This is a genomic window from Saccharospirillum sp. MSK14-1 (assembly GCF_003054965.1).
Lineage (GTDB): Bacteria > Pseudomonadota > Gammaproteobacteria > Pseudomonadales > Natronospirillaceae > Saccharospirillum.
This window is the reverse complement of sequence record NZ_MIES01000033.1, coordinates 1,452,032-1,469,151: the sequence shown is the minus strand read 5'-3', so window position 1 is coordinate 1,469,151 and position 17,120 is coordinate 1,452,032. Positions and strand designations below refer to the sequence as shown.

16 protein-coding genes are annotated in these 17,120 nt (G+C 57.5%); 7 read left to right on the top strand and 9 right to left on the bottom strand.

Features of this window, described 5'->3' with window-relative positions; all coding sequences use genetic code 11:
* Nucleotides 1-70: 70 nt before the first annotated feature.
* A complete protein-coding gene (guaD, locus tag BGP77_RS15910; RefSeq protein ID WP_108165689.1) occupies nucleotides 71-1,390 on the top strand; it encodes a guanine deaminase in 1,320 nt (439 codons plus the stop codon).
* A gap of 89 nt (nucleotides 1,391-1,479) precedes the next feature.
* Nucleotides 1,480-2,139 carry a TetR/AcrR family transcriptional regulator gene (locus BGP77_RS15905; protein ID WP_108165688.1) on the top strand — a complete coding sequence of 220 codons (660 nt, stop codon included), beginning with the start codon at nucleotides 1,480-1,482 and terminating at the stop codon, nucleotides 2,137-2,139.
* Nucleotides 2,140-2,145: 6 nt separating this feature from the next.
* Here the strand turns inward: BGP77_RS15905 and yfbR are convergent, their stop codons facing one another.
* Together yfbR and BGP77_RS15895 are read right to left on the bottom strand one after the other, a co-directional pair.
* A complete protein-coding gene (gene yfbR / locus BGP77_RS15900; protein ID WP_108165687.1) occupies nucleotides 2,146-2,760 on the bottom strand; it encodes a 5'-deoxynucleotidase in 615 nt (204 codons plus the stop codon).
* On the bottom strand, nucleotides 2,757-3,386 hold the full coding sequence (locus BGP77_RS15895; protein ID WP_108165686.1) for a metalloregulator ArsR/SmtB family transcription factor: 630 nt from the start codon (nucleotides 3,384-3,386) through the stop codon (nucleotides 2,757-2,759). Before BGP77_RS15895 ends, yfbR begins: the two co-directional genes overlap by 4 nt.
* Nucleotides 3,387-3,543: 157 nt before the next feature.
* On the opposite strand from BGP77_RS15895, the gene BGP77_RS15890 reads away from it, so the two are divergent.
* Both BGP77_RS15890 and BGP77_RS15885 read left to right on the top strand, forming a co-directional pair.
* Nucleotides 3,544-4,593, top strand: a complete 1,050-nt coding sequence (locus tag BGP77_RS15890) for a S66 peptidase family protein (RefSeq protein WP_233252376.1) — start codon at nucleotides 3,544-3,546, stop codon at nucleotides 4,591-4,593.
* Nucleotides 4,594-4,650: 57 nt separating this feature from the next.
* On the top strand, nucleotides 4,651-5,817 hold the full coding sequence (locus BGP77_RS15885) for a 1-acyl-sn-glycerol-3-phosphate acyltransferase (RefSeq protein ID WP_233252375.1): 1,167 nt from the start codon (nucleotides 4,651-4,653) through the stop codon (nucleotides 5,815-5,817).
* Here the strand turns inward: BGP77_RS15885 and BGP77_RS15880 are convergent.
* The 4 genes from BGP77_RS15880 to BGP77_RS15865 all read right to left on the bottom strand — a co-directional run bounded on the left by BGP77_RS15880 (nucleotide 5,811) and on the right by BGP77_RS15865 (nucleotide 9,764).
* Nucleotides 5,811-6,434 carry a hypothetical protein gene (locus BGP77_RS15880; RefSeq protein WP_108165683.1) on the bottom strand — a complete coding sequence of 208 codons (624 nt, stop codon included), beginning with the start codon at nucleotides 6,432-6,434 and terminating at the stop codon, nucleotides 5,811-5,813. The two genes, BGP77_RS15885 and BGP77_RS15880, sit on opposite strands and share 7 nt — an antisense overlap.
* On the bottom strand, nucleotides 6,406-7,083 hold the full coding sequence (locus BGP77_RS15875; protein ID WP_108165682.1) for a class II aldolase/adducin family protein: 678 nt from the start codon (nucleotides 7,081-7,083) through the stop codon (nucleotides 6,406-6,408). Before BGP77_RS15875 ends, BGP77_RS15880 begins: the two co-directional genes overlap by 29 nt.
* Nucleotides 7,084-7,452: 369 nt before the next feature.
* Nucleotides 7,453-8,013 carry a lipoprotein insertase outer membrane protein LolB gene (lolB, locus tag BGP77_RS15870; protein WP_108165681.1) on the bottom strand — a complete coding sequence of 187 codons (561 nt, stop codon included), beginning with the start codon at nucleotides 8,011-8,013 and terminating at the stop codon, nucleotides 7,453-7,455.
* A complete protein-coding gene (locus tag BGP77_RS15865) occupies nucleotides 8,010-9,764 on the bottom strand; it encodes a tetratricopeptide repeat protein (protein ID WP_108165680.1) in 1,755 nt (584 codons plus the stop codon). Before BGP77_RS15865 ends, lolB begins: the two co-directional genes overlap by 4 nt.
* A gap of 281 nt (nucleotides 9,765-10,045) precedes the next feature.
* Between BGP77_RS15865 and hemA the strand changes: the two genes are divergently transcribed.
* The 3 genes from hemA to prmC all read left to right on the top strand — a co-directional run bounded on the left by hemA (nucleotide 10,046) and on the right by prmC (nucleotide 13,276).
* Entirely contained in the window at nucleotides 10,046-11,302 is a 1,257-nt protein-coding gene (gene hemA, locus BGP77_RS15860; protein ID WP_108165679.1) for a glutamyl-tRNA reductase, read from the top strand.
* Between the two features lie 79 nt (nucleotides 11,303-11,381).
* On the top strand, nucleotides 11,382-12,464 hold the full coding sequence (gene prfA / locus BGP77_RS15855) for a peptide chain release factor 1 (RefSeq protein ID WP_108165678.1): 1,083 nt from the start codon (nucleotides 11,382-11,384) through the stop codon (nucleotides 12,462-12,464).
* Nucleotides 12,461-13,276 carry a peptide chain release factor N(5)-glutamine methyltransferase gene (prmC, locus tag BGP77_RS15850; protein ID WP_108165677.1) on the top strand — a complete coding sequence of 272 codons (816 nt, stop codon included), beginning with the start codon at nucleotides 12,461-12,463 and terminating at the stop codon, nucleotides 13,274-13,276. The genes prfA and prmC overlap by 4 nt, the downstream gene beginning before the upstream one ends.
* A 3-nt stretch (nucleotides 13,277-13,279) precedes the next feature.
* Here prmC and BGP77_RS15845 read toward each other — a convergent pair whose 3' ends face one another.
* The 3 genes from BGP77_RS15845 to BGP77_RS15835 form a co-directional block, all read right to left on the bottom strand.
* A complete protein-coding gene (locus BGP77_RS15845) occupies nucleotides 13,280-13,951 on the bottom strand; it encodes a MaoC family dehydratase (RefSeq protein ID WP_108165676.1) in 672 nt (223 codons plus the stop codon).
* Nucleotides 13,952-14,194: 243 nt separating this feature from the next.
* Complete coding sequence (locus BGP77_RS15840) at nucleotides 14,195-15,133, bottom strand: D-2-hydroxyacid dehydrogenase (protein WP_108165675.1); 939 nt, start codon at nucleotides 15,131-15,133, stop codon at nucleotides 14,195-14,197.
* 88 nt (nucleotides 15,134-15,221) lie between these two features.
* Nucleotides 15,222-17,069: a methyl-accepting chemotaxis protein gene (locus BGP77_RS15835; RefSeq protein ID WP_108165674.1), complete on the bottom strand. Its 1,848-nt coding sequence runs from the start codon at nucleotides 17,067-17,069 to the stop codon at nucleotides 15,222-15,224.
* Between the last annotated feature and the right edge of the window lie 51 nt (nucleotides 17,070-17,120).

Here is a 17,120-nt window from a genome sequence, read left to right as displayed (position 1 = left end):
ATGGATGAAGAGTTGACCGCATGGTCAGCTTTGCTATCCTTGGCCCGTATCAACTACCCCTCAGGCCGTCATGACCGAGACCGCCCTTCCCGCCGGCGCGACATTGCTGCTGGCTCAAACGCTCGACTTTCCAACTCCGACTGAGTTCCGCCATCAGCCTCAGGCTGCGCTGGTATTAGCCGATGGCCGCATTCATTGGCACGGCGATCGTGCCGACTTGCCCTGGCCACGCAACGCCTTCGACAGCATCTACGATTATGGCAATGCCTGGTTACTGCCCGGTTTTATCGACAGCCACGTTCATGCCGCTCAGATGCCGGTAATGGCGAGTTGGGGTGAACAGTTACTGGATTGGCTGGAGCGCTACACCTTTCCTGCTGAACGGCGATTCGAAGATCCCGCCGTGGCACGCCAGGCCAGCAGTGCCTTCCTCGACAGTTTGCTCGCGCACGGCACCACCACGGCCATGGTGTTTGGTACTGTGCATGAAGACGCCACCGATGCGCTGTTCGAAGCTGCCCAAAGCCGCGGCATGGCAATGATTGCTGGCAAGGTGTTGATGGATCGTCATTGCCCCGATTTTCTGCGCGATACCGCCCAAAGCGGGTTTGACGCCAGTGCGCGTTTGATCGAACGCTGGCACGGTCGCGACCGTTTGCGCTATGCGGTCACACCGCGGTTTGCACCGACCTCGACCGAAGCACAGCTGGAAGGCGCTGGCGCCTTGATGACGCTCGCGGACGGCCTTTACAGCCAGACGCACGTGTCGGAAAACCCGGATGAAGTGGCTTGGGTGCAGTCGCTGTTTCCCGATGCCAAAGACTACGTCGACGTCTATGAACGTTATGGCTTGCTGAACGACCACGCTGTCCTGGCGCACGGTCTGCATTTGACCGATCGCGAATGGCAGTCGCTGGCGCGTAATGGTGCGCGTCTGGCGGTTTGCCCGACTTCCAATACCTTCCTCGGCAGTGGCTTATTTGATTTCCAACGTGCGCAGGCCGAAGGCGTGGCGCTGAGTCTGGCGACAGATGTGGGCGGTGGCACCTCGTTGTCGCAATTAGTGTCAGCGGCTGAGGCCTATAAAGTGGCGCAGCTTCGCGGCCAGAAGTTATCGGCCGGTTGGTTGTTGCACCAGATCACCCAGGGTAACGCCGAGGCGCTGCATCTGGGCGATGACATCGGCACGCTGGACATCGGCAAACAGGCGGATCTGGTGGTGTTGAATCCGGCGGCCAGCCACAATTTGTCGACGCGCCTTGAGGGTGTCGAAGCGCTTGATGAGCAATTGTTTGCTCTGGTCATTCTGGGTGACGAGCGTTTAACCCAGGCAACCTGGGTGTCGGGTGTGCGTCGTTATTGCAATGGTCAGACAACATCCATAAGCTAAAAACAACGCGGAATCAGTAAGTTAAGGCGCCTGTGCACGAAATGGACGCAGGTGCTTTAAATCATCCCTTTGCAGTGTAGGACGCCACCATGGTCGATCAGGCCCAAAAACGGCTGAAGGAAGAATTTCAGACCAAGGAAAAAGCCGGACGCATTCGGCAGCAAAATGAAGCGGTCATTCTGAAAGCAGCGGAAATGGAATTTTCCCAGCACGGCTTTCGTGGCGCTTCATTGAATGCCATTGCCGAGCGGGCGGGGTTGCCCAAATCCAACATTCTGTACTACTTCCAGAACAAGGCCGGGCTTTATGGCGCGGTGCTGTCGGACATTCTGGGCATGTGGAATCAGTCGTTTAACGATGCCACTGTGGATGACGACCCGGCTGAGGCCATCGGAGCCTACATCCGCGCCAAGATTCGTTACTCACGCAGTCATCCGTTGGCGTCGAAAATTTTCGCCATCGAAGTGATTCAGGGCGCTCCGCATCTGAAAAAATATCTGGCAGACGATCTGCACATCTGGGCACGAGGCCGTGCCAAGGTGATGCAGGCGTGGATTGATGCGGGCAAGATGGACCCGGTCGACCCGCTGCATCTGATGTTTTTAATCTGGGGCGCAACCCAGCACTACGCTGACTTTGCCACCCAGGTGCAGTGGGCGCTGGATTCAGAAGAATTGGATGAAGCGGACTACAACACCGCCGTGGAAACGGTGACGCATGTGGTACTCAAAGGGGTTGGCTTGGGCTGATTCGGCTCAGCGACGACCGTTGTTTTTCTCGTGTTGAATCAGTAATTCATCCAGCGTCAGTTGGTAGGATTCGACAAAGTGGGTCATAAAATAATCCGCTTCCGGATGCTCCAGCTTGCGAATTTTGCGTTCAATATCGAGCGCCGCTCGGGAAAACTCCTGGTTGTTGGCGTTCAATTCTGACTGACACTTCAAATAAGCGCTGATTAAATCGGCCGCCTTCACCAGTTCGGCGACTTCCGGGTCCATGGATTGATGCCGCAAATAAGGCGTATAGGCTTTGCGCATCCAGTCGGGTAACTGCGCCAGCATTTCCTGTTCGGCTTCGTCTTCAATCGCTTTGTAGGCAGAGGTGATGGTGCTGGAGTGGTATTTAATCGGCGACGGCAAATCGCCGGTAATGATTTCACCGACATCGTGATAGAGCGCCGCCGTTGCGACACTTTCCGGTGAGCACTGGCCCTGAAACTGTTCGTTGCGGATCACCGCCAGAGCGTGAGCGATGGTTGCCACTTGCCAGGAATGTTCCATGACGTTTTCTTCGATCACGTTGCGTTTGAGTCCCCAGCGTTTGATCCAACGCAGTCGACTTAAGTAAGCGAAGAAACGATAGGTGGTCATGGTTTTTCCCGTCGACGAATGGCGTAGCGGCAACGTTGGCCGTCACTGAGCAAATGTTCCGCGCGTTCAACCTGAAAGTCTGGACCCAGGCTGTCCCGAAACACCGATAACTCAGAACGACAAAAATTTTGGCAGTCTTGTGCGGCGCTGCAGATAGGGCAGTGATGCTCGATCAATTCCCAGCCACCGTCGGTGGCGATGACTTCCGCCATATAACCTTCGCGCGACCGTTCGTTGGCGAGCGCATCCAGTTTGGCTTCGGCGTTGTTGCCGACATCGTTTAGTGCATTGCGATAGCGCTGACGTTGGTTGTTTTCGCGTTCGCTGATTAAACGCTCCAAGCCGTCTTCGCCGAACAGGTGACGAACCTGACTGATCAGTTCGACCGTGAGGCGGTCGTGACGATCACCAAAGCGATCATGGCCGTCACGGGTCAAGCGCCAAAGTCGACGCGGACGACCGCGACCGCCGGGGGTTTCCTGCCAGTGCACCAGGCCATCGCGCTCCATACGTTCCAGATGCCCGCGGGCGCCCATGCTGGTCAGGCCCGTCGCTGCGCCGACGTCGGCTGCCGTCAGGGCGTCGCTGCGTTTAAGCAGTTGCAAGATGTCATCGCGGGCGCTCATGGCTTGGGCAGTCTCAAGTTACAGGCCGATTAAAGCCTTAGGTGGTCGTCAGCACGGACTTTTCAAGTCTGGCGCTTGGCGTCGGTGCTGACAAGGCCTTGGCATCGCTGGGACGGAGTGTTGAGATAGTGGTGTACTCGATCAAAAGGCAGTCATCGTGCAATTACACATTCCCCGTGCCTTACGCGCGGGTGATCGCCTGGCGGCGGTCAGTTTGTCCTGGGGCGGTCCGGGTGTTTTTCCACAGCAATATGCATTGGGTAAGCGTCAGCTGGAAGCCGAGTTCGGGGTTGAATTGGTGGCGATGCCCAATGCATTGCGCGCTGCGAACTGGCTGGCACAAAACCCATCGGCCCGCGCGGATGATTTAATGCAGGCCTTTGCGGATCCCAACATCGCCGGTGTGGTCTCGACCATTGGAGGCGATGATTCCATCCGCCTGCTGCCGTTTCTGGATTTCGATGTCCTGCGTGCCAATCCCAAAGTCTTTCTGGGGTATTCCGACAGTACCATCACGCATCTGGCGTGTTTGCGCGCCGGAGTGCGCTCTTATTATGGTCCGTCCATCATGGCCGGTTTTGGCGAGCGTGGCGGTCTGCTGCCCTTTATGGTCGACAGCGTGCGCGCCACTTTATTTGAACCGCAACCACAATGGACACTGCCTGAAAACGAAGGTGTCTGGTCGACCGATGTGGTGGACTGGGACATTCCCATTGCCGGCAGTCCTACCCGGCCGCGCGAACAGCCGACCCAATGGCAGTGGTTGCAAGGCCGTGGCGAGGTGCGAGGTCATTTGCTGGGCGGCTGTATGGACTCGCTCAATGAACTGCCGGGTACACCGCTGTGGCCGACGCTCGATCAATGGCAGGACGCGGTGCTCTTTATGGAAACCTCGGAAGAGGCTCCGCCTCCGGATCGTCTGTTGCGGTTCATTCGGTCTCTGGATGCCATGGGCGTATTGCGTCGTCTAAACGGTATTCTGCTGGGCCGTCCTGGCGGTTGTCGGCCAGAACAGTTTGCCGATTATGATAGGGCGCTATTGCGGGGTGTGCGTGACGAGGCCGGACTGGCGATGCCCTTGGTGACTCACCTGGACTTTGGGCATACCGATCCGATGTGGGTGTTGCCGGTGGGGGCGACTATCGCGATCGATTGCGACGCTCAGCAGTTGCGGCTGTGTGAGCCCTCGACCGGGCCAAGTGACTGATTTTGCTAAAAAGATAGGGTAGAGTAGCCGGCACTCATTCCCTGCGAAATGGCTGTTATGACCACTGAATTTGACGACATTCGCCCGTATCACGACGACGAATTACCGGCCATGCTCAAGGCCACTGTGAATGACGTTGAATTACACAGCGCCATTGCTTCCTGGATCGCACCAGGGCTCAATCGCAAGGCGCCCTGGTTGATCCGGCCTTTGGTTAAGCTGGCGTTGAAATGGCAGTTTCGCGGGGTTCGCCGGGTCGATGACTTTCAACCGCGGTTACGGCGGTTTGTGAAGCGTATTCTCGATAAGTCGGTTTCCGACTTAGAGGTTCGCGGTCTCGATAAACTCGATCCGAACACCGCCTATTTGTTTGTCTCCAATCACCGCGACATTGTGATGGATCCGGCCATGGTTAACTGGGCGCTGTATCACGCGGGTTTTCAGACCGTGCGCATTGCCATTGGCGATAACCTGCTGAGCAAGCCCTTCGCGTCGCATCTGATGCGGCTGAATAAGAGTTTTATCGTGCGGCGCGCCGTTAAGGGCGTCAAAGCCAAGTGGCGGGCGGCACAAACATTGTCGCGCTATATCCATCATTGCATCACGGTCGATAACGCCAATGTCTGGATCGCTCAGCGCGAAGGTCGTGCTAAAGATGGCTACGACCGAACCAACCCAGCCGTCATCAATATGTTCAGCCTGAGCAAACCGGACGATCGTGAGTTCGGTGATTACATCCGGGAACTGAACATCGTGCCGGTGTGCATCAGTTACGAACTCGACCCGCTCGATCTGGCCAAGGCCCGCGAGCTGTACGCTCAGCAGCAAAAAGGCGGTTATCGCAAGCGCGCTCACGAAGACATCCAGTCCATTGCCCGAGGCATGACCGGTTGGAAAGGCCGGGTCCAGTTGACCTTTGGCAATGTGTTGGACGGTGACTACGCCTCTGACGAAGCGGTGGCCGAAGCGATTGATGAACAGGTACACCACCTGTACCGCGTGTTTGAAACCAACGAATGGGCTTATACCACCCTGGCGGGCGATTCCCCGGAGCCAGCCAATGCTGAAGTTGAGCAGCTGGCGCGCCGTGTTGGCAGTGCTCGCGACACCCTGAAGCCTTATCTGTTACGTCAATATGCCAATGCGGTGCGGATGAAGCAGGGCCAAGCACCGCTGGCTGCGACGCTTCCTGGCGAAGACAGCGCCCAGCCCGGCACTCAATAGCGGTAACTTTCCTTTGGCAGCTGGCCGTTCATCACCTGGAAGGCGGCGGCGCGCTGATCGTTGTGCAGCCGTCGGTTGGCTATAAAACGCGCCAGCCAGGGCAGGGGTTGAATGGTCTGGCCGGTGGCAGATGCCAACACGTAGGCCTTGGCGCATTGTTCAAATAATTCCGCATTCAGTACCAGTCGGTTCGCCGTCGTCCCCAGCAACAGCGGCTGACCCGCCAGCCAGTGAACGTTGCCTCCGGTATCGAGATGTTGGACGTCGTTTGGGCCGATCCATGGCATTTTTCCCAGGTGACGAACCTGTTCGTCAAAAACACCCGGCATCTGCCCCTCCAAACTGAACAGATGATGTCCGAAGCGTCCACAGCCCGCGGCGATGGCACACACATCTGTTCGGCTGCGAAATAAATGGTCTGCCAAGGCCGACTCCCCGTTACCGGCGCCGACCATCCATTGCGGCCGTTCTGCGGTGGCTTTGCCAAACCAGAAACCGTCTGCACCGGGCACGCGCATAGCCAGCCAGGCGCTCGGTGTTTGCAGCAGTTGCTGGCGCATCAGTTGGCTGCGGCTGGATTGCCAGAGCTTACGCTGAGTTTCGATCAGGTCGGTCATCGGCCACTTCCTCGTGCAAATCCTTAAGCAGGGCGGTCAATTTAGCCACTTCCGTGGGCGGCTCTGAATTCAGTCTCAATGAGATGCGTTCTTGCAAATGATTGGCCGCCAATCGTTCTAGTTGCTCGATGACGGTCACCGCAGCCGCACTGTCGACGCCAGCGCAGAACACGCCGCGATGGCGGATGAGCCAAGCATTGGCATCGGAGCCGACAGCTCGCTCGAGCCGCTTGGCCAGCCAGTGGGTTCCCATCAGAGCGTAACTGACCACCTTGACCTGCTTGCCGAGAACCGCGTGTTGGGCGGCAGGCACTTCAAGGGCATCGCCCAGTAAAGCGCAGGCACTGGCAAAGGGTTGATGAGTGAGAATGCTGCACTGTAATTCTGGCCGACGACGCAGCACCTGAGCGTGCAGTTTGGCGTCAGCTGATGGGCTTAGAGACGTTTCGATGGACGATAAATCGCTCAGGCGAAGTAAGCCGATATCGGCAGCGGTTAAAAGTTGATAGTCAGCAACCGCAGGTGTGACCGCAACGACGTCGTCATCCAGACGCATCATCAGGTTCCCACCCGAGACGGAAAAATAGCCTTGCCGGGACAATTGCAAGCACAACCCAACCACCGAATCGCGCTGGTGTTCAAATAGCATTTTGAGCTTCCCTTGTTACTGCATCCTTGGTCTTGCTAGATACACCATAGTACCGTTGTGGGAGTTCGCTATATCGAAGCTACTCCACATTTTGGCCATGTTATTCCTAAATGGAGGGGGGCGTTTCTGTCCGCAGTGGCGGGATCCTATGAGGCGTGGGGTCGGGTTGTTTCTTGCGTCACTGAGCGAGAAGGTAAAACAGCGCCGGTTGGGTTTGATTCGATGGTTATACCGTTATCTTTCCAGTGGGTTCAGTGGGGTGATGAGAAGGTAGGGCACAACTGTCCGCAGCTGTGATGGTTTTTGTGCAGACAGTTGTTGGGTGAGGTGGCCGGTCGGTGGTTTAGACCGGCTCGATCAGAAAGGTCATTAACTGGCGTCGGCGAGCCAGTTACGGATCACCAGCCGGCCGCTGGAATCATCGCGTTCGAAGTCGATACGGCGGGGCAGTGCATCGGCGCCTTCGCCATAATAAGCAGGAAAGCTGACCGTCCAGCCAGACTGCTGCAACCGGGTCAATCGACCCTGGTTATCGAGGGTGAGGGTGCCAATGTCGCGGGGGGAGGCTCGGCCACGCACCCAGTATTGCAGATGATCGAGTGGCAGATTCATGTCGGCCAGACGCTGGCCCAGTTCGGTGAGGCTGCGGGCACGCCAGACATCATCGCCTTGGCGCAGAGTCACGCGACCGGGGCGGCCTGCGACTTCAACCCGCCCCTGACCCAGCGGACCGCTCAGTTCAATTTCAAAGTCCGCTTGCGATTGTACCCAGTCCACATTAAAGCTGCTGGCTTCGGTCGCATTGCGGACCGCCATCTTGCCGCTGAAGGCCCAGGTTTCGGTCAGGTCGGCGAAATCGGGTTGCGAATCGCGGTTGGCGCAGCCAGCGAGAACGAACAGGGCCGTCGCCAGAATCAGCAGCTGTTTCACAGTTCCACTCCGAAGCGTTCAACCATGCCCTCGGCGGTAGGACTGGTGGCGTTTAACTCGAACGCATGGCGCAACCAACGCAGTGCTTCATCGCGCTCGCCTTGTACCCAGAGCACTTCGGCCAGATGAGCGGCGACTTCATCGTTATCGAATTCCGCCAGCGCTTTGCGCAACCATTCCTCGGCTAACACCAGATTACCGAGTCGGTATTCCACCCAGCCTTTGGAATCCATGATCGCCGGGTCTTCGGGTTCGAGTGCCAAGGCGCGATCGATGTAGTCTTTGGCTTGCGCCAGGTTCAGGTTGCGATCGGCCCAGCTGTACCCCAGCGCGTTCAAGGCTGAGGCGTTATTGGGATCGACGTCCAGGACGGTACTCAGGTTGCGATCAGCCAGTTCATAATCGCCAGTACCGGTGGCGATCAGCGCCTGATCGTAGAGCAGGGCCGTATCACGTGGGTTTTGTTCCAGGCCATCGCTCAGCACGGCAATGGCGCGTTCCGGTTCGCCACGACTGCGCATGGCACCTGCCTCAAGCCGCCAGATAAGGGCGTTTTGCTGCGGGAATTCAGTGCGCGCCTGGGCCAGCAAATCCTGCAATTCAGCCAGGTTGTCTGCTGCCCACAGTTCGGTCAGTTCGGCCAGTGCTGAAATGACAAAGGGCGGTTCCTGCACCTCCAGAAAATGATTGGCGGCCTGGTCTGGACGAGCGTATTCAACGTTGATTCGGCCCAGATAATAGTGCGCTTCATCGGCATGGGCGCTTTGTGTAAGACGTTTGAACAAGGCTTCGGCGGTATCGTAGTCACCGGCTTCGAAGGATTCACGAGCGAAGGTGCGTACGATCAAAGGTTCGTTGGGGAAGCGGTTAAAGAGCGACTCCAAAACCTCGGTTTTATCGGCCATGCCCTGGCTGTAGGCAAAGCTGGCATAAGCGCTGGCGATCTGGCTGTTTTCAGGAAAGCGTTCGGCGAGGTTGGCGATAAGCTGGTGTGCTTGCTCCACCTCATTGCGTTCCAGATGAAGGCGATACGCCAGCAGGCCCGCTCCTGGCGTGTCGGACAGCTGACGTGAGCGCTGTACCTGGGCGAAAGCCGCTTCAAATTCACCGGCATCGGCCAGCAGACTGGCGCTGCCATAGGGCAAGGCAGCGGATCGGGGGTATTGGCTTTGCAAACGCTGATAAACAGCGGCTAACTCAATTTGGCGCTGAGGCGTTAATTGGCCCGTGCCGATCAGGGCGGTTTCTACGGGGGCTTGCGCATCCAGCTTCAACCAGGCATCCAGCGCTCGCTCACCGGTTACGAAATCGCCGTTGGCGAGGCTGGAAACCGCCAGTCCCTGCCAGGCTTCCGGCACCTCTGGCTCCAGTTCCACCCAGTGCTGGGCGTGCGTCTGCATTCGGCTGTAGTCGTTGATCAACTGACTGAGCGCGGACGCGCGACGCGCGACCTGTGGATCGTCGGTGCGGTTATCCAGGTGGCTGTACAGTTCGGTTGCGGTACCGAATTCGCCCCGGTTGGTGGCAATTTCTGCCAGCAATAACTGATAGAAACTCTGGCCGTCGAGCGGCGTCGCCGGAATGGCAGGCTCGGCGGATTCCGGCTCGATGACAGCCGTCTGACTGCTCTGCGGCGTTTCAGTTGAAGCCGTCATGCCGGTGGCACAACCACTGAGCACCAGACTGGCCAGGGCGAGTGACGGCAAAACGTGAATAAAACGGGAACGGTGTTCGGTGTGAGCTGACTTCATGCGATGACGGTTGTCCTGATCAGTAAAAACGGCATGACTGCGCGCGTCATTGTGCCAGATGGTGATAGGACTGTCCCATTCAGGCGGTTATGCCGCCGGGCAACGAAGCTTGTAACGAAGGTCGGGACGCCTGCATCAGCCGAAACAGGCAGGCTTTCGCACTGAGTAAAGCCGTGTAAAGGCCGCTCTATCGGTGTTTCCTGGCTCTGAGCTGTCGCCTCGAACCGGTAAAATCGGTAGACTACGCGCCTTCCAGCGATAGCGAGTGGATCCCGCCCGAGATGTCATTACTGGCCATCGGCATCAATCACCAGACCGCCCCGATTGATATTCGGGAGAAGGTCAGCTTTGCGCCCGAAACCATGTCGGAATCATTGGCGTCGGTGTTGTCGTTACCGGGTATCGAAGAAACCGTCATTCTGTCGACCTGCAACCGCAGCGAAATCTATTGCGCGGCGGACGAACGCAGCGTTGAAGCGGTGGTGCAGTGGCTGGCGGACTACCACAACGTCGATATCAATCAATTGCGCGATGCGCTCTATATTCATGTCGACCGCCCAGCCATCGAGCATCTCGGGCGTGTTGCCGCCGGACTCGATTCCATGGTGTTGGGCGAACCCCAAATTCTTGGCCAACTGAAGTCGGCGTTTGCTGTGGCGCAGGAATACGATTCGGTCGGCCAGCAACTCAATCATTTGTTCCAACACAGCTTTCGCGTTGCTAAATCGGTGCGCACCCAGACGGCCATTGGCGAGAATGCTGTCAGCGTTGCCTTTGCCGCGGTCAGCCTCAGCACCCGGATTTTCGATCAGTTGAGCAAATGCCGCGCGTTGCTGGTCGGCGCCGGTGAAACCATTGATCTGGTGGCGCGTCATCTGCGCGATAAAGGCGTCACCGATTTGGTCGTTGCCAACCGGACACTGACCCGGGCGCAGGAACTGGCTGAACAATTTGGCGCGCGCGCTGTATTGCTGTCGGACATTCCCGATGAATTACCCAACGCCGATATCGTCATCAGTTCCACCGCCAGTCAGTTGCCCATCATCGGCAAAGGCATGGTTGAACGTGCGTTAAAAAAACGCCGCCATCGCCCGGTATTTATGGTCGATATTGCCGTGCCGCGAGATATCGAAGCTGAGGTGGGCGACATGGGCGATGTCTACCTCTACACCGTCGATGATCTAAAGTCGGTGATTGAAGCCAATGTGCGCAGTCGTCGTGAAGCGGCCAAAGAAGCGTTGCAGATTATTGGTCGCTCGACCGATGCTTTTAATCAATCGCTGATGGAACGCCAGGCGGCCGATGTGATTCGTCAGCTGCGCAATAAAAGCGAAGCCATGAAAAGCAGCGAGCTGGAAAAAGCCCGCCGGGCGCTGGCTCAGGGCAGTGACCCGGAACAGGTGCTGGAGCAATTGGCGCGCGGCCTGACCAATAAACTGCTGCACGCGCCGACCGTCGCCCTGCGCAAAGCACACGGCGACGGCGAAGCTGATGCGCGAGACTGGGCAACGCGTTTGTTCGATCTCGAAGATTCCTAGCGACTTAAGCCGCACTCATCTTTTTATCCAAGCCGTTGTAAACCGCGGTTTGCCGCAACCACAGTTGGAATGCGAACGCATGAAAGATTCCATCCGCCACAAGCTGGCCGATTTGACCGAACGGTATCAGGAACTGGCCCGCTTAATGGCCGAACCCGATGTGATTGGCGATCAGAATCGCTTCCGTGCTTACTCTCAGGAGTACGCTGAACTGGAAGAAGTCGTGAGCTGTTTTGAAGATTACCAAGGCAGCGAAAGCGATCTCGACGATGCCCGCTTAATGCTCAACGACAGCGACCCGGACATGCGCGAACTGGGCAAAGATGAAGTCCGTTCAGCCGAAGCCCGCTTGGCGGAACTCAGTGAGCAACTCGAAGTGTTGCTGCTGCCCAAAGATCCAAACGACGGCAAGAACGTCTTTCTGGAAATTCGTGCCGGAACCGGCGGTGATGAAGCAGCGTTGTTTGCCGGTGATCTGTATCGGATGTATGCCCGTTACGCCGAACAGCTGGGCTGGCGTCTGGAAATTCTTTCGGCCAGCGAAGGCGAGCACGGCGGCTACAAAGAAGTGATTACTCGCATCAGCGGCGAGCGCGTTTATTCGCGGCTGAAATTTGAATCTGGCGCGCATCGCGTACAGCGTGTACCGGCGACCGAAAGCCAGGGGCGCATTCATACCTCGGCCTGCACGGTCGCGGTGATGCCCGAGGCCGATGAACTGGCCGAAGTGGAAATCGATAAAAATCAGTTGCGCGTCGATACCTTCCGCGCCTCTGGCGCCGGTGGTCAGCACGTTAACAAAACCGACTCGGCGATTCGGATTACCCATTTGCCGACGGGCATCGTGGTGGAGTGTCAGGATGAGCGCTCGCAGCACAAAAACCGCGCCCGGGCGATGTCGTTGCTGGCGGCGCGTTTGCAAGATGCCCAGCAAAGTGCTGCCGCTCAGGAACAAGCCGATACCCGACGTTCATTGGTCGGCAGCGGTGACCGCTCCGAACGCATTCGTACCTACAACTTTCCACAGGGTCGCGTGACCGATCACCGCATCAACCTGACTTTGTACAAGCTCGATGAAGTCATGACCGGCGATCTCGATCCGGTCATCGTGCCCTTGTTGCAGGAAGATCAGGCTCGTCTGCTGGCGGAGATGGCCTCGTGACGACCGTGAAAGCGGTTCGGCAATCCGCACTCGAACGCGGTGTGGATGCGCTCGATGCCGATCTGTTGCTGGCGCGTGCATTGGGCCAAACCCGCACCTGGTTATTCACCTGGCCCGATAAAACCGTCGAGCCCGGACCGTTAGCCACCTTTGAAGCCTTACTCGATCGTCGTCTGGCCGGAGAGCCGGTCGCGCATATTCTGGGTGAGAAAGAGTTCTGGTCATTGCCGCTGGCGGTCAACGCTTCAACGCTGCTGCCCCGTCCGGATACCGAAACGCTGGTGGCCGCGGTGCTGGATCGCTTTAGCGCTGCACCGCTGAACCTGGCTGACCTGGGCACCGGCACCGGTGCCATCGCTTTGGCGCTGGCCAGTGAACGGCCGAACTGGCACATCGTAGCGATTGATCGCATTGCCGAAGCGGTTGAACTGGCGCAGCTCAATGCCGAACGATTGGGTTTGCGGGTTAAGGTGCTCGAAGGCCATTGGTGCATGCCGCTGGCCGATGCCAGTCTGGATGTGTTGGTCAGCAATCCGCCTTACATCGATGCTCAAGATCCGCACCTGGCGCAGGGCGATGTGCGCTTCGAACCGCGCTCAGCATTGGTCGCCGATGAACATGGGCTGGCGGATATTCGGCGCATCGTTGGTGAAGGTCGTCGGGTGTTAAAACCCGGCGGCTGGCTGTTTCTGGAACACGGCTGGCAACAGGGCGAGAAGGTGCGTGAATTGCTTAAACAGGCGGGATATCACCAGATCAAAACGCTGCATGATTTGGCTGACCGCGAACGGGTCAGCCTGGGGCATTTATAAACGTTAATAGACCAGTCGAATAACGGTCTGGGCAACACAGGCCGGGCGGCGCATGTTTTCGATTTCGACGGTGATCTCTTCGGTCACTTCCAGACCCCGACGGACGATTTTCACGCCGACGATTTTCTTACTGCCACGAACCCGGCTGCCGGCTTTCAATGGAAACGGAAAGCGCACCTGATTGAGTCCCATATTGACGACCATCTTGGCGCCTTTGTACGGCGGGTTTTCCGGGTCGACCGCATTCGTCAGCCGCGGAATCAACGACAAGGTTAAAAAGCCATGGGCAATGGCCGCTTTAAAAGGCGACTCTTCAGCGGCGCGTTCCGGGTCGGTATGAATCCACTGACGATCTTCGGTGACCTCAGCGAATTGATTGATGCGTTCCTGTTCGACGGTCATCCATTCACCGACGTAGACAACGCTGTCCATCTGCGCCATTAATTGCTGGCGCATCATTTCCGCTTCCGGGCTGTCGCAACTGGGCTGGGTTTCGGTTTCGTCCAGCGACCGATGGTCACTGTCCAAAATCCAGTTAACCCATTGGTAATTACGCGCGCTTTGCCACAGCTCGCTCCAATACTCGCGCCACTGCGGTGCAATTAGGTCACGAAATTCCGCCTGATTGCGCGTCAGGCGTTCGGTTTTTTCTTTCAACATATCGATGACGTTCATCCGGCATCCCTCTTCCCGGGTGATGGCTGATAACTGGCCGTACAGGGTGATGGCCAATCGGAACGGTACCGGCAAATGTCACCGTTCCGGGATCTTTAACGATGTATAAACACTTCAAGTGAGTAACGATGGTTTAACAACAAGGGTTTAACAACAACGGTGTCACGATCGATTATTAGTCTTTAAAGCACGAATAATGCCATATTTTTGGCGGCTATTCTTGGCCACAAGTCACAACTCCATTCAACGGCGCCCGTCTATCCAGCTGTCCAGCTTGGTCTCGATCTGGCGCAACAAGATCGACATGGCTTCAGCCGATGCCCAGCCAACGTGTGGGGTGACAATGACACGCGGATGCTCAGCCAGTCGCCAGATGGTGTCCGATGGCTGCGGTGGTTCGTTGGCCGCGACATCCAGACCCGCGCCGCCCAGTTGACCGGTACGCAATGCATCCAGTACATCCGATTCGTTAATCAAACCGCCTCGGCCGGTATTAATCAGCACGCATCCTGGTTTCACCATGGCCAGCGTTTGGGTGTTCATCAGTTCGGCCGTCGCCGGGGTGAGCGGGCAATGAAGGCTGAGCACATCGGCTCGGCCGAGTGCGGTCTGGAAGTCGGTATAACCAGGACGGGTGGTTTCGGCATCGGCGCGTTCGGCATAACAAATGTCCATGCCCAGCGCTTGAGCGCGGTTGGCCAGTGCATCACCCAAAGCACCCCGGCCGATGATGGTCAGCGTCCGGCCGGAGAGGTTGTGAATGGGAGCCACCCGGTTGCAGAAAAACGGGCTGTCGGACCAACCGCGTTGATCGGCATCGGCCAGGTATTCTTTGAGGTTTCGCGCCAGCGCCAGCATCAACATCAGCGCATGTTCGCCGACCGCTTCAGCGGCATAACCAACGGCGTTAATCACGGTAATGCCGGTGTCGCGGCAGTAGTCGAGGTCAACATTGTTGGTGCCAGTGGCGGTCACCGCAATGCATTCGAGCTTGGGCAATTGCGCCAGCAAAGGCGCATCGAGCACGACTTTATTGACCACCGCCAGTTGGCAGTCGGTCAGGCGTTCAAGGCGTTGATCGGGCTGGGTGAGAGGGTATTCGGTCCAATCGGTGATGGCCGCTGGCACTTGTAATACCAGCTCATCAGGGAAGGTACCGCGGTCGAGAAAGGCGCCTTTCATCTTGGCTTCCCGTGTCGCAGTCAAAGATGCGCGTAGAGTAACGGTTGACGCTACGACAGGGAAGCCGAGAACGATGGAGGTCAGTGCTTCAGGTTCGAAAGCGCGACAGATGTTGACGAATATTGTCACTGACCTGATGCAGTTTGTCGGACCCCAGCGTGGCTTGCTGAACGTTTTCGGCCAGACGGTCGGAAGCGTCTTGAATGGCGGTGGCAATGCGACTGATCTCATCGGTGGCGCTGTTTTGCTCACGCGACGCTTCGGCAATGGTGTAAGCGCGCTGCGAAATATCGGTGATCGACTCGGCCACGATGTCCAGACTTGCCGTTACCGACTGAGCGCTTTCTGCCGTTGCTGCGGTGAGTTCTTTGCTGGTGTTCATCAGCGAGACGGCGTCGCGCGTCTGATTTTGCAGCGCTTCAATCATCGACTGAATTTCACCCGTGGCGTCGTGTGTACGTTGCGATAAGGCGCGCACTTCATCGGCCACCACGGCAAAGCCACGCCCCTGATCGCCGGCACGAGCGGCTTCGATGGCCGCATTCAGTGCCAGCAAGTTGGTTTGTTCAGCAATGCCTTGAATGGTCGCCAGAATGGCGTTGATCTGTTGCGCCTGGTCGTCTAGTTTGCCGATAACGGTGGTGGCGTTATCAATCTGGTCACTGAGGCGGCTCATCCGCTGGCGGTTTTCGCTGGCTCCGGAAGAGCCTTTTTTGCCTTCTTCGTTGGCGTTTTTGGCAGCCTCGGCGGTGTCGCTGGCATTGCTTGCGACTTCGGCGGCGGTCGATGACATCTGGTTAATGGCTGCAGCAACCTGACTGATTTCCGATTGCTGCAACTGAATGGCGTCGTTGTTGGCCTTGGCTCGGTCGCGCGCCGATTCCGACATGCTGGCTAACTGGTGAGCTGAATCGAGGCTGGTGGCTACCAACTCGTGGATGGATTCAATAAATCGATTGAACGACTGGCTGAGTCGACCAACTTCGTCGTCGCGAACCACCTTCAGACGTCGGGTCAGGTCAGCTTCGCCCTGGGCGATGTCCGACATGGCGGCGTTCACTTCGATCAACGGCTTCAGCAAGGCCGAAATCACCACGCCGCACACCAAGGTCACGATAAGGATGGTCAGTGCTGAGATCAGACCGTTGCTCAGGGCTAGGTTTGCCAGTTCGGCATAGGCTTCGCTGTGCGGCGCGAGCAGTGCAATTTCCCAGTCGGTGCCGGCAATGGCAAAGCTGGCGGCCAACCAGGCTTCACCATTGATGGTGACGGAGCTGGGTTGGTGACTCAGTGTAAAGTCGCCCAGCAGGTCACTTACTGCTGTGCTCAAGCGCTCTTCGTCGGGATGGACAATAAAGCTGTCATTGCCATCGATGACCGCTGCGTAACCGCTGTCCCACAGCTGCACACCCAGCACCTCATCGACAATGGCGGTGAGGGCAACATCGGCGGCTAACACGCCACCGTTCGCCGGACGGGCAAAACTCATCACCAGATCGCCGCTGGAGGCATCAACGTAAGGCGGGGTCAGAATCAGGTCATTTTGCTGCTGGGCTTGCTGATACCAGGGGCGGGTGCGCGGATCGTAGTCGTCGGGCAGGGCGGTTTCCGGCTGAATCAGCATGCGCCCGCCGCTGGTGCCCAGATACATATACAGAAAATCCCCGGCACTGGCACCCTGAGCCACCACGGGCAGTACACCGCGACCCGCATTCAGCGCGTCGGCCGAGCCGTCGAGTACCGCCTGCTTGGCAGTCAGCCAATGCGCAACAAACCGACTGGTGGCTGAGCCGGAGCGTTGAATCCGGTCTTCCACCGCCTCGCTTAAGTTGTTGCGCGCTTGCAGATAATTAATCACGCCATTGATGGCGACCAGAATGAGTACGCTGAAGGCGACACTGCCCATCAAACGCGCTCGAATGCTGAGCGATTTCACGCTGCTTCCCTCGCTGAAAACGGTTTTGTGTCTTTTGACTATAGCTGCCGT